The organism is Embleya sp. NBC_00888 (assembly GCF_045207655.1).
Taxonomy (GTDB): domain Bacteria; phylum Actinomycetota; class Actinomycetes; order Streptomycetales; family Streptomycetaceae; genus Embleya.
Window position 1 is genome coordinate 5,621,666 of the sequence record NZ_CP108785.1, and the last position, 12,187, is coordinate 5,633,852.

Annotated in this window: 12 protein-coding genes and 1 pseudogene; 9 read left to right on the forward strand and 4 right to left on the reverse strand. The window is 71.2% G+C overall.

Features of this window, described 5'->3' with window-relative positions:
• Nucleotides 1-168: 168 nt before the first annotated feature.
• The 3 genes from OG948_RS59105 (at nt 169) to OG948_RS59115 (ending at nt 1,387) form a co-directional block, all read left to right on the forward strand.
• Nucleotides 169-654 (forward strand): hypothetical protein, encoded by a 486-nt coding sequence (locus OG948_RS59105; protein ID WP_406300859.1) that lies wholly within the window; start codon nt 169-171, stop codon nt 652-654.
• Between the two features lie 11 nt (nt 655-665).
• A complete protein-coding gene (locus OG948_RS59110) occupies nt 666-839 on the forward strand; it encodes a DUF6210 family protein (protein WP_406300860.1) in 174 nt (57 codons plus the stop codon).
• Between the two features lie 122 nt (nt 840-961).
• Nucleotides 962-1,387 carry a DUF4259 domain-containing protein gene (locus tag OG948_RS59115; protein ID WP_331773308.1) on the forward strand — a complete coding sequence of 142 codons (426 nt, stop codon included), beginning with the start codon at nt 962-964 and terminating at the stop codon, nt 1,385-1,387.
• 685 nt (nt 1,388-2,072) lie between these two features.
• Here the strand turns inward: OG948_RS59115 and OG948_RS59120 are convergent.
• From OG948_RS59120 to OG948_RS59135, 4 genes are all read right to left on the reverse strand, one after another.
• Nucleotides 2,073-2,999: a helix-turn-helix transcriptional regulator gene (locus OG948_RS59120; RefSeq protein WP_331773310.1), complete on the reverse strand. Its 927-nt coding sequence runs from the start codon at nt 2,997-2,999 to the stop codon at nt 2,073-2,075.
• 102 nt (nt 3,000-3,101) lie between these two features.
• Nucleotides 3,102-3,344, reverse strand: a complete 243-nt coding sequence (locus OG948_RS59125) for a DUF397 domain-containing protein (RefSeq protein WP_331773311.1) — start codon at nt 3,342-3,344, stop codon at nt 3,102-3,104.
• A 217-nt stretch (nt 3,345-3,561) separates the two neighbouring features.
• Nucleotides 3,562-4,224 (reverse strand): hypothetical protein, encoded by a 663-nt coding sequence (locus OG948_RS59130; RefSeq protein WP_331773312.1) that lies wholly within the window; start codon nt 4,222-4,224, stop codon nt 3,562-3,564.
• Between the two features lie 386 nt (nt 4,225-4,610).
• Nucleotides 4,611-6,122, reverse strand: a complete 1,512-nt coding sequence (locus OG948_RS59135) for a serine/threonine-protein kinase (RefSeq protein WP_331773313.1) — start codon at nt 6,120-6,122, stop codon at nt 4,611-4,613.
• 574 nt (nt 6,123-6,696) lie between these two features.
• Here OG948_RS59135 and OG948_RS59140 point away from each other — a divergent pair.
• The 6 genes and pseudogenes from OG948_RS59140 (at nt 6,697) to OG948_RS59165 (ending at nt 12,155) form a co-directional block, all read left to right on the forward strand.
• Entirely contained in the window at nt 6,697-8,010 is a 1,314-nt protein-coding gene (locus OG948_RS59140; RefSeq protein WP_331773314.1) for a hypothetical protein, read from the forward strand.
• A 1,020-nt stretch (nt 8,011-9,030) separates the two neighbouring features.
• Nucleotides 9,031-9,222, forward strand: a pseudogene (locus OG948_RS59145) (NucA/NucB deoxyribonuclease domain-containing protein); the annotation flags it as partial.
• A 471-nt stretch (nt 9,223-9,693) separates the two neighbouring features.
• Nucleotides 9,694-10,290, forward strand: coding sequence for a transposase family protein (locus tag OG948_RS59150; RefSeq protein ID WP_331773655.1), 597 nt, complete (start codon nt 9,694-9,696; stop codon nt 10,288-10,290).
• A 293-nt stretch (nt 10,291-10,583) separates the two neighbouring features.
• Nucleotides 10,584-10,955 (forward strand): transposase, encoded by a 372-nt coding sequence (locus OG948_RS59155; RefSeq protein WP_331773316.1) that lies wholly within the window; start codon nt 10,584-10,586, stop codon nt 10,953-10,955.
• Nucleotides 10,956-11,335: 380 nt separating this feature from the next.
• Nucleotides 11,336-11,575 carry a replication-relaxation family protein gene (locus OG948_RS59160; RefSeq protein ID WP_331773317.1) on the forward strand — a complete coding sequence of 80 codons (240 nt, stop codon included), beginning with the start codon at nt 11,336-11,338 and terminating at the stop codon, nt 11,573-11,575.
• Nucleotides 11,576-11,735: 160 nt separating this feature from the next.
• Complete coding sequence (locus tag OG948_RS59165) at nt 11,736-12,155, forward strand: hypothetical protein (protein WP_331773318.1); 420 nt, start codon at nt 11,736-11,738, stop codon at nt 12,153-12,155.
• The last annotated feature ends 32 nt before the right edge of the window (nt 12,156-12,187 follow it).

The window sequence follows — 12,187 nt, forward strand, 5'->3', positions numbered from 1 at the left end:
GGACCGGAGGCGATGTGGGTGCCCGCCGGTAGGTTCGCGGCGTACCGGCGGAACGAGAGGCGTGTCATGGGCTTTTGGGGCGAGTATGTCGTGGCCCGCAGTGGCCGGTCGTTGTCGGAACTGGAACCGTTGAGCGCGGGTGTCTGTCGGGACGGCGACGAGGGATGCGTGGGTGTTCCCCGCGCGCACGGTGACGGCTGGCAGACGGTGGTCGTGCGCCACGGACTGCCCGGCCACACACCGCAGACGCTGCGAACGCTGGTGGAGCGGACCGGCCGTCCCGCGCTGGTTGTGTACATCTGCGACAGCGACACCGGGTTCGTCCAGGGTTGGTCGGACGGGGGCGGCTTGTTCGAGACCTGGTTCACGCCCGAACTCGCGGCGGACTACGAAGTCCCGAACGACATCTGCTACGAGGACGAGACCGGGATGCCGGGCACGGCCTACCAAGCCGCGTGGGACGCGGCGCACAGCCGTATCAGGGACGAGATGCCGCAGCGGGCCCGCGAGGCCTGCACCTGGGCGGAGGCGGCGGGTTGGCGCCCCGAGCCCGCGAAGGTGCTGGAGATCCTGTCGGCGGATCGCATCGAGTCCGCCGAGCACCACTTCTTCGAACTGCTGCGCGCGATGGGCCTGCCGACAGCCGACGGCTGACCCCTGACAACGTGATACGGCGGGGGCGTTCACCAAGGTGTGCCGAGCGGAGGACCTCGGCGGCCGGCCGACCCGGAACGCCCGTCCACGTCGACGAATCCCGCCTGTCCGAGGCGACGCAGGCGTGGATCCCCGTGACCACCGAGTTCGAAGACGGCATCCTCGTGTGGCCCCACTCCGACTGACCCACCGTCAGCCGCCGTATCCACGCGAGGCCGACGGCCTCGAACACGCCGCGCTCGCGTCGCCCGCCGTGTGTCGGTGATCGATGCGAACATGCGCGAGAGAGTGAAGCGAGAGGAACGGCATGGGCAGCTGGGACATCGGCCCCTTCGACAACGACATGGGTGCCGACTTCGCCGACACCCTGGACGAGGCTCCCGAAACGGAGCGCGAGAACATCGTCCGCGCCGCGCTCACCTCCACGATCGCCACCCGGGGCTACCTCGACGCCTTCGAAGGGACGGAGGCCGTCGCGGCCGCCGCCCTGATCGCGGCCCAATGCCCCGGAGGAGCACCGATCACCTCCTCCCACGGCCCCAAAAAGTCCATCCCGCCACTGTCCTTCGACCTGCGCGCACTGGCGATCGACGCGCTCGACCGAGTCCTGGCCGAGGACTCCGAACTCGCCGACCTGTGGGACGAGACCGGCGACGGTCCCCGATGGCGGCGAAACATCACCCACACACGGCGGATCTGCGCCGGCGCCGAGACCCGCCCGGACGGCACGTGATGGCACCGACGTTGGGCGAAGCCGTGGAACAACTCGGCGATGCGCGTTCCGCCAGACGGCGCTCGGCCGCGAAACGCCTGCGCCGGCTCGCACAACCGGCCGCGGGCCCGCCGCTGCTGGACGCCCTACGGCGGGAGGTGCGTGATCGTCGCACCTGGGAGACCCAATACCAGATGGTCATGGCCCTGGGGGCGTGCGACCACCGGCCCGCCCTCGAACCGCTCGCGAACTCGCCCGACGGCACTTCGACGCCACCGCGGTGTACGACGCCCTCGGCGACACCATCGTGCGACTGAGCACCCCCGAGGACCCGGCCGGTGCCCTGCTCTGGTGCGTGGACAGCGGCACCGCAGCTCTCGCCGACGGCGCCCTGCGCGCCGTCGCCGTGCAACGCCTGCGTCTCGACCACAAACCGTCGACCGTGTCCTCGACTTCCTCGACCCCCTGGAACCCCACGACGGGCTGCGCTTTTGGGCGGTGGCCGCCGCGGCGGGCTGGTCCGGCCCCCGGGTCCGAGAGTTCCTTCAAGGCTGCGCGGCCGGCCCCCGCGCGGACGTCGCCGACGCGGCCGCATCCTCTCTCCAGGGCAGATACCAGACCTGGCGCCCGTGGTAGAACCGACCACCGCATCGACGACCGGCGCTCGCGGTTCGCGGGCGAACAGGATGCCGAGTGTTCCCGAGTGTCAGGTCGTCTGTGCCCGGTAGCGGTCGTGGGCTTCGAGGATCAAAGCCTTGCTGCGGGCCCGCGACTCCGCCGCCAGGTACAGCGATTCCAGCAGCGCGCGGTAGCGCTCCACGTCCTTGACCCGGCTCAGGTAGGTGGCCGCCTCGACATGTTCGAGGTAGACCAACTCCTGCAGGCCGCCGTGCGCGAACCGCAACAGCGTCATCGACGACGGCGGGGTGAGCGTCGCGGACTTGGCGAAGCGCACGATCCGCACCTGGATCCAGCGGCGTTCGATCGCCTCAAGCAGGAACCGCATCTGATCGGCCATCACCGCGGGCCCGCCCACCGGGCGCGCCAGGACGCTCTCGTCCAGCAACGCGATGAGCGTCTGGGTGCGTTGGCCGTTGCCCAGCACCTCCTGGCGGCCGCGCCGCAGCGCCACGCGTTGTTCGATCTCGCCCGGGTCGGCGTCGGGGAGGCCGTTGCGGATGACCGCGCGCGCGTACTCGGGGGTCTGCAGCAGGCCCGGGACCACGTGGACCTCCCAGGTGCTGATCCGGGTGGCCGACTCCTCCAGGCTGATCAACCGCCGCAACCAGCCCGGGGTCACATCCGCGTACCGGTGCCACCACGGTTTCTGGACGGCCTTGCGCAGCAGGTCCTCGACGGTGGCCAACGTGCCCGGCTCCCGCACCCCGTACGCCTTGAGCAGCTCCATCACGTCGCGGTGCTTGGGCGGACTCTCACCCCGCTCCAGCCGCGAGACCTTCGACGCCGACCCGCGCACGACGTCGGCTGCCGCCTTGAGCCCCATGTCGCTCTCCAGCCGCAGGTCCCGCAGCATCGACCCCAGCACCTTCACCGCCGCGGCCGGCCGATCGGGCAGCGGATCGGGACCGGCCTCGCGCGTGGAGCCCGTGGCGGGGTCGGGGGACAGGGACACGCGGCGACTCCCAAGCGGAACAAAAGAGGGGGTGTACGCGCCAGTATTCCAAAGGCGCACACCCCCGTCCGCCGATCACACGATCACACCGCGAGCAGGTCGCTATTCGAGAAGGCGGTCGAACTCGCCCGCCTTGGCCCCGGCCACGAACATCGCCACCTCCGCCCGCGTGTACACCAACGCCGGCCCCTGCGGATCCCGCGAGTTCCGCACCGCGACACCACCACCGGGCACCACGCCCAGCTCCACACACTGACCCGTAGCCGAACTCGCCGCGCTCTTGACCCACTCCGTCACGCCCAACGAAGCCGCCGGGGCACCGTTGACACCCTCGCGCACGTCCATCATCACTCCCTCAGCCGCCCGATCCGCCTGCCCCGAGACGAGGCCCGCGCGCGGCCGTGCAACGCCATATGCAATTGCACGAGCCGATTGGGACGATGCTAGTCACGGAATCGGGGGAGCAAAGTCCCCCGAAAGGGTGGCCACTTCCCGCCCGGGCCGGCCCGCGCCGCCGGCCACGACGTTCGGTGGGCCGATGGTCGTCCCGCCGGGAGTGCGGTCAGCGTTCGCCGGGTGTGCGGCCTGCCGTGGTCAGGATCGGCCCGAACGCGGCGGGCGGGTCGGGCTCGCCCATGGTGTGGGGCGTGGGTCCGGTGGCGTCGGTGGGCTCGGAGACCTTCCAGGTGTCGTCCGTGCCCCAGGTCATGCGTGCGGTGACGGTGAACCAGGCGGTCACGGCGCCGGGTTGGGCGAGCGTGTCGTCCGTCTCGGCGCCCTGGACGCTGTTTCCCCACACCGTGGCGCGGATCGACCCGTCGGCCTGCGTCGTGGTGAGCACCCGGATCGGGGTGAAGACGTTGAACGCGTTGGGGGAGCCGTTGAGCAGTCCGCGGGTGCCGAACCTCGCGGCGACCCGGCTCTCGGCGCCCGGGGCGGCGATCTCTTTCACGAAGGCGTCGCCCTGCTCGACCGGAGCGACGGTGAGCGCGAAGCTTCGACGCACGTACGAGGCGAGCGCGTCCCCGGCCCCCTCGGCGGTCCTGGCGAACCCGCCCGTCGCGACGGCCGGGACCGGACCGGCCGACGCGGCCCCGGGGGAACCCGCGGCGGCGGGCGCGGCGTTCGATCGCTCGGGAGCGGAGCCGCGTCCCGCGGCCCATCCGCCGACGCCCGCGCCGAGGAGAAGGAGTAGGACCACGGCCACCGTGGTGGCGGTGGACATCCGTACCGGAACCATCGTCGAGCCTTCCTCGTGTACGCGGCGCCCATGGGCGCCGCGCCTTTGTGTGTACGACCGGTTCGCGACCGGCGGTCGCGGGCGAGGGCCTCCCGACACGTCCTCGCGCGAGCACGAGGAGGCGAGCCCGTCGGCTCGGCCGCCCGAGACCGTCCGGTCTCATGCTCGCTCTGCGGTGTTCCTCGGGCAGGCCCTGCCTTGAGGACGATGATCCGGTTGAAGTGGCCGTCGACGAATGGCCCGAGAAGGCTCCCGGTCGACCGACGTTTCCCGAAACGAAGGCCACGAGCGGCCGTCGGCGTACCGCAGCCGGAGCAGTTCTTCCGCTCGGGCACAGGGGCGTCGGCCGACCGGCGACAGCACTACCACCGCTATCCGGAACCGGTCGGCCCCGCCTGCCTGGTCCAACTGGCGTGTTCACGGCACGCGCCGTGGGTGTGTGGGTGGTCGGCACCCAGCACACGGGCCCGGTCGGTGACCAGCGGCGCGAACAGGTCCCGCGCTTCGGCGGGGTTGCCGGCCTTGCCCGTCCAGCCGGCGTGGCTGTGGCGGGCCTGGAGGGTGTCGGGGTGGTCGGTACCCAGCACCCGTACCCGGTCGGCGATCAGCGACACGTACAGGTCCCGCGCCTGGGCGGCGTCGCCCGCGTCACCCGTCCAGCGGGCGTGCTCGACACGCGCGCCGTGGGTGTGCGGGTGGTCGGCACCCAGGACTTCGGTACAGCGGCGTACGAGCAAGGCGAACAGGTCCCGGGCCTCGCCCGGTTCACCGCTCTCACCGAGAGACTTTGCCCGGTCCCGCAGAGTATTCAGCGTGCTTTGGTCATCCCCGTCGGGATCTTCCGTGCCGGACGCCGTCCCGCCCGCGGCCAGCTCGCGCACCTGCGTCGGGAGTGGCGCCTGTTCCCGGGTGACCAGGCGCGTCGGAGGCGGAGGAGGGACCATCGCGGTCTGTTCCGCGGCGCCGCCGAATACGTGGCCGGGGCGGGCGCGGGTCTCGACCAGGTCGCACACCGCCGCGGGCAGCCACCCTCGTACCGCGTGCGCCCCCGCGTCCGTGCCCGCGTACCGCGCGAACCGTTCGAGGATCTGCTCGGGGCACGGCCGCCGCCCCGGTTCCTTGTCGAGGCAGTCGCGCACCAGCTCCACCACCCCCTCCGGCACGCCGTCCAGGTCCGGCGCGTCGAAGAACGTCGCGGTCATCACCGCGAAGACGTCCGCCCCCGCGAACGGAGCGCGCCCGGTCGCCGCATGCACCAGCAGCGCCCCCAGAGCGAACACGTCACTCGCCGGCGCGGCCGCCCCCCGCAGATGCTCCGGCGCCATGAACCCCACCGTCCCCACCACATGACCCACCGACGTCGACGCGGTGGAGCCGTGCAAGGCCTTGGCGATCCCGAAGTCGATCACCCGCGGCCCGTCCTCGGCCACCAACACGTTCCCCGGCTTCAGATCACGATGCACCAACCCCTCCTGATGCACCGCCACCAACGCCTCCGCGACCCCGGCGGCCAGCCACCACAACCCCCGCCCCGGCAACACACCACACCGCGCCACGACCTCCTCCAACGACGGCGCCGGCACGAACGCCGTCGCCAACCACGGCACCCGCTCACCCTCACCGGACACCCCCACCACCGGCGCGGTGAACACCCCGCTCACCCGCTGCGCCGCCCGTGCCTCGCGGACGAATCGCTTGCGGAAATCCGCGTCGTGGGCCAGGTGCGGGCGGATCGTCTTCACCGCGAACAACCGCGTCCCCAGGCCCCGGGCCAGGAACACGCGCCCCATGCCGCCCTCGCCCAGCACTCGCAACACCGTGTACGGGCCCACCCGCACCGGGTCCCCCGCCTCCGGCGGCGCACCCCACGACAGATCCGACACGCGGTACCCCGTTTCGTTGAGGAAGCCATCATCGCGAAAGACCGGACGCCGCGGTGGCAAACCCGACTCCGATACGGACGCACGCTGTTCGCCGCGCAAGCCCTTCGGGACGACCACGGTCCGGCCCGCCGGAGGAGGCGCCGACGACGCCGACCGGAGCTTCGGCCGGGCACGATCGGACGAGCCCGGCGAGACGAGGAGTCGCGCGCCGACCTTGCGGCTTCGCCCGGTTCGGGTCGGTTCGGGCGACGGGGCGGCCGAGGTTGTGCCGTGCCGGTGGCGAGTTCACGCCATCGAGGACCGTGTCGGTACCCGCATCGGGCACGGTGGAACCCGGAGAGGGTGATCGATCGTGGCTAAGGCCGGCTCCGTGTCGTGCTCATGGTCCTCGAAAGAAGGGCCCTCTCGTCGGTGCCCGTGCCCCTGTTCGGGCGGATCAAGGAGGCCCATTCGCGGCGACCGTTCGGATGATTTCGGGTATTGATCGCCCCATTCTTCCGACCGGTTGGGTGATTCCGGGCTCGGTGGTCCCGGTGTCGGGGCAGACCGCTCGACGAGGGAAAGGGGAAGCCGGGTGGCATCGGATCGGGGCAGGCGCCGGATGGCTCTGGCGGCCGCGGTTGTGGTGACGGCGTCGCTGTCACTCCTGCCGGGCGGCCCGGCGCAGGCGCAACCGCCCGCGCCCACGCGAGTGTCGGCGCCGTCGGTGTGTGCGGACGAGCCGCGGGACGCGGTGGCGCAGGTGTGTGCGGACCCGGCGGAGAACATGTACGGCGTCTTCCTGACGTTCGTGCATCGCCCGGTGGCGTACGGTGCGGGTTCGGACCCGGCGGGGGAGGCGTACAACAGCACCCGCATGTTCACCGCGGACGATCTGGGCCGCTCGTTCGAGATGGGCCTGCGCGCCCGCAACGACCCGGGCGGGACGCGGTATCAGCCGTTCTGGGCCAACCACGGCGAGAACTACGAGTTCCACGCGATCGGCCCCGAACACAACGTCGCGGACAACCGCTTCCACAGCTGGATGGCCGTCCCCACCTGCTCCGGCTGCGCCGCCTGGCGCGTGCATTACGACTTCAACCCGGTGGGGGAGACCACCGCGCAGGGCGCGCCGTTCGCCCGGCACACCGTCACCGGCTGGGACCTCCCGGCCGAATACGCGCAGAGTTCGTTTCCGCAGACGCAGGACCGGATCCGCTACCTCAACGGCAACGGCCAGTTCCTGCGCCACCCCACCGCGCACCTGAGCGTCCGTGCCCCGGCCGGGAACTGCGAACCCGGCGCCGACCCCGCCTATTGCTTCCGCTTCACCACGACACTGAACACCACCGCCGACCACCTCGTGTCCTGGGACGTGGCCAAGGACGTCGTCACCCCCACCCCACGCACCACCACCCGCAGCCCGAATCCCGCACAACCCGGCACGAGTTCGCCCGCGCCCACCGTCGCGACGCTCAACGGTGTCGCCCAACACGCCCTGCACACCTGCGCGAACACCGAACCCGACACCTGCCTCGACCACGTCCCCGGCCTACGCGCCTGCATCGACGCCGGCCTGCCCTGCAACGCCACCCCCGAACCCGCGACCGACCAGGCCACCCGAACCCACGGCGCGATCGACACCGAGGACCAGGCCCTGGCCACCGCCGCCCGGCTGCGCCCGGGCACCGACCCCGACACCCGCGCCCACGCCGCGACCCTCCCACCCGGCACGACCCAGGGCCAGGACACGGTGGGGCAGCGCCCCGTGTGGGTGGTGACCTCGAATACCGGCCGCATGCGCGCCTTCACCGGCGACCGACGCGAACACACGGGCTACCGCCTCACCTTCGACGCCCGCACCGGCGCCCTCGTCCACGCCTGCCTCGGCCCCGCCTGCACCCCATGACCCCCACCGCACCCACCCCACCCCGCGCTCACGACCGCGACTCCCGGAGGTCACACGTGACACCACCACGCCTGCGGCCGCGCCGCCGTGCGCTGCGCCGCGTCCTGGTCCCGGTGGTCGCGGCCCTGCTCACCCTGGCCGCGGCCCCCGCCGACACCACCCCCACTGCCGGCGCGGGCCCGGCCGGGATCGGGCCGGCGGCGCGGGCGGCCCTGGCGGCGGACCTGCGCCAGGAGTGCGCCCGGCATCCCGCCGAGGCGGCGTCGCCGACGGGGTGGGTGAAGAGCCGGTTCGAGGTGTGTGTGCATCGGCGGCGGGAGGTGGTGTTGACGACGAAGGACCGGCCGCCGAAGCGGCTGGGCACGATGTGGTTCGACGAGTGGCAACTCGGCTTCGCCTACGACGGCGACCGCCGCGTCGACTTCGTCTCCAGCCTGGAGAACATCCAGGCCTCGACCGTGCCCGGGCAGGACGCCCGCACGTGGCCGATCCGCGTCAGCTACAGCGCCACCGTCTCCGACGGCGGCGGCGCCGACATCGTCCGCCCCACAGGCCAGGACCGCACCGACCTGTGGGGCGCCTGGGACGCCCGCCCCCAGACCGTCCTCACCTACACCTCACCCGACGGCGCGGTCACCACACCCTTCAAGAAACTCTTCGCCACGATGCTGGTGCGGTTCGAGGTCACCGGCCCACCCGGCGCCGACCCCTACGTCGACGAACGCAGCGCCGCCCTCCGGGTGCGATTCGACTCCGCCGGACGCGTCGCCGGCAAGACCCGCGGCACCGTCTTCCCCGACCACAAACCCACGTTCGCCGTCAGCCTGGGCAACCCGGACGAGGACGAGAGCGCCCGCCACATCGACGACGCCCTGCACCACCCCGTCAAGACATTCCCCCCGACCGTCGGCAAGAACGTCCCCGCCGAACTCCACCGCCTGATCGACCCCACCCTCCAGGAACAGAACCGCACGGCCGCGGGCAAGGTGTGCACCGAGGTCTGGGGCGACTGGGCCGGGCAAACGCCTGGACTGCGACGAATACCCGTTCGCCGCGACCAAGGAGGGCGCCTCGCTCAGCGACGGGCACTTCTCCGCCCGACTGATCGACCGCGACGACAACCAACGCGTCGGCAGCCGGTTGGGCAGCACCTTCTACGGCGAACACCGCATGCTCGACGGCGACGCCTTCCTCGTCACCGTCGTCCCCTGATCCGGGGCCGAGCCCTACAGAGTGCACCGGCGGCAGGCGGGGCCCGAACACGCGCCGGCGGCGCACGACCAAGGCGACGGGGCGCTTCGGGATCGGCGTCGCCCAAGCGCCACCAACCGTCACTTGATCGTCCCTCCGTGCTTGGCCGCCCATCTGCGGGCCGTTTGGTCGCACAGTTTCATCGTGTACTGGTAGTCGGAGTGCACGATTCGGCCGGGCGGTCAACCACCAATGCCAGCGGAGGGCGTTGGTGGTGCCCAGGCCCCCGGCGCGGCCAGGCTCTGCTCGATGTGGACTTCGCACGTGTGACGGTGGTCGTGGAAAGCTGGGTCTTCGGCGATTTTCGTGAAGCGGATCATGGTGTGGTAATTGTGCTGGGTGCTCGGGGGTCAAGTCGCTGAACTGCTGAGAGTCCTGTTTCCGCATCTCGCGCGGGTGGCGGTCGAGGCGGTCGCCGCGGTCGGGAGGTCGGTGCGGATCAAGGCGCGTTGTACCGGTCTGGAGGCTGAGTGCCCGGGGTGCGGGTCGCCGTCCCGGCGGGTCCACAGCCGGTACGCGCGAATGCTCGCGGACACTGCGGTCTCAGGCCGCCCAGCCGGGATCGAACTGCATGTTCGTCGGTTCTTCTGCGACGAAGTCGCGTGCGGGAGAAGGACGTTCGCCGAGCAGGTCGACGGTCTCACCGTCCGGTACGGTCGGCGCACCCCGACCGCGCAGCGGCTGCTCGAACGAGTCGCGCTCGCGCTCGGCGGCCAGGCCGGCGAGCGGCTCACCGCGCACATGGCCGTCCCCGCGAGCGGGTCGACGCTGCTGCGGACGATCCACCGGCTCGACGTCCCCGCACCGCCGAAGGTGGAGGTGCTGGGCGTGGACGAGTTCTCGTTGCGGCGCGGACGCGTCTTCGGGACGATCCTGGTCGACATGGAAACGCACCGGCCCGTCGACGTGCTGCCGGACCACACCGCGGACACCTTCGCCGCCTGGTTACGCGAGCACCCCCGACCCCGAGGAGAGCCCCGCCCGGCAGCAGATACGCGCCCGCTGGACCGAGATCCGCACCCTCCATGAGCGGGGCCTGACCATCACCGCGATCAGCGAGCAGACCGGGCTGGACCGCAAGACCGTCCGCCGCTACGCGCACGCCGACCGCGCCGCGGCAGCGCTCTCGCACCCCACATGCCCTACCTCGCCGCGCGGTGGGCCGAAGGCTGCAACAACGCCCGGACGCTCCGCGACGAGATCGCCGCCCGCGGGTACACCGGAGGCCGCAAAACCGTCCGCCGCTTCCTCAACAGCCTTGCCGAGAAAGAGCTTTCGCCCATGAAGCCACCTCCTCCGCCGCCCGTCCGGGAGGTGGTCCGGTGGATTGTCCGCCGACCCGAGAGCGGCAGAGCGAAGCCGCCCGCCGGCAACTAAAGGAACTGTGCGAGCGCTGCCCCCACTTCGCGGAGATCAACCGACTCGCTCGCAGCTTCGCGACGCTTCTGCGGAAACGACATGGCCACCGGCTTCCCGAATGGCTCGCCCAGACGGACGTCTCCGAGATCAAGGAACTGCGCACGTTCGCCCAGGGCCTGCGCAAAGACCTCGACGCCGTCACCGCCGGCTTGACGCTCCGCTGGAGCTCGGGGGCGGTGGAAGGGCACGTGAACCGGACGAAGATGCTCAAACGCCAGACCTATGGCCGCGCGAGCTTCGGGCTTCTACGACGCCGAATACTCCTCGCGGATTGACGCGCTTCACGAAAATCGCCGAAGACCCAGCTCTCCACGACCACCGTCACCAGCGCGGGCAATGTCGATCCGAGTCGAACACGCCGACGGCGCCCTGGTGGTCGTCGGCGGTCTGCTGCGTTCGAGGTGACGAGCGGCGTCCGGAACACGAAACCCTGATGTCCGGGTCCAGCTCAAGTGGCGTCGCCGCGCTCGAGTGTCACGGCGAGACCCGGGACGTCCTGGACCGCACGGAGGCTTGGCCGCCAGTCGGCGCTGGCGCGTTGAACAATCCCGCATGGACCTGTTGGAGACGATCTCCGCGTCCAGGACGAACACGGCGAGACGCCGTCCGACTTCACCGCGGGAGGTGGTAGTGGGGGACGAGGTACCCGCCGAAATTGACCGACCAGGACCGCCTGGTCCTGCGCACCCTCGCCACGCATTGCGTCCTGACCTCGCATCAGATCACCGAGGTGGCGTTCAACAGCCCGAGCGCGGCCCGGCGCTGCATGAAGGACCTCGAAGACAAGGGGGCCGTCCACCGCTTCCGACCCTGTGCGGAAAACGGATCGAACCCGCTGCACTTCATCCTGCCCCCGGCCAGCGCCGCCGTGACGGCCGTTGAGACCGGCGAGTAGCCCGGCCCGGCCGCTCGCCGAGCCCTCGGGGACCGCCGACTCATCCTGGTGAGCGGACTGCGGAGCCCCTGGCCGAACGGCTCCGGAGCTATGCCGCCGGGCTGCGACACCTCGCGGAGAAGCACTACCGCGAACGGCTCACCATCTCGGAGGGGCCTGCATGAGCCCCGCACCTGACGAACGCGACCGCATCCGCGCGGCCATGGACCGCATCCTCGGAGGAACCCCGCAGCGGTCGAACGGGGCTCTGACTATCGTCGCTCTCGCCACCGAGGCCGACGTCCCCCGCGATGCCCTCACCCAGCGGCACCTCGACCTCAAGAACGAGTTCTACGAAAAGGACCGAGCCCGCGGCGAGATGCCCGACAGCGAGAAGCGTCTCCGGCGGCAGTTGGTGAAGGCCAAGGAACTCCGGGCCCAGGCACTGAAGGAGATCGGACAGCTCAAGGCCGACAACGAGGCACTGGTCGGCGCCCTGCACCAGGTGGTGATGGAGAACCGACAGCTCCGGCTTCAACTGGCCGAGCGACCGAGCAACGGCCATGTCCTTCCGACCCAGCCCCGACCGTCCGTCCGTTGAGGAAGAACCTCAACGGACGAATGGGGTGATGC

What these genes read in the sequence shown, in the direction of transcription:
- OG948_RS59125 (WP_331773311.1), bottom strand. Translation starts at nt 3,344, where the DNA reads ATGGACGTGCGCGAGGGTGTCAACGGTGCCCCGGCGGCTTCGTTGGGC.
- OG948_RS59115 (WP_331773308.1), top strand. Translation starts at nt 962, where the DNA reads ATGGGCAGCTGGGACATCGGCCCCTTCGACAACGACATGGGTGCCGAC.
- OG948_RS59165 (WP_331773318.1), top strand. Translation starts at nt 11,736, where the DNA reads ATGAGCCCCGCACCTGACGAACGCGACCGCATCCGCGCGGCCATGGAC.
- OG948_RS59130 (WP_331773312.1), bottom strand. Translation starts at nt 4,224, where the DNA reads ATGTCCACCGCCACCACGGTGGCCGTGGTCCTACTCCTTCTCCTCGGC.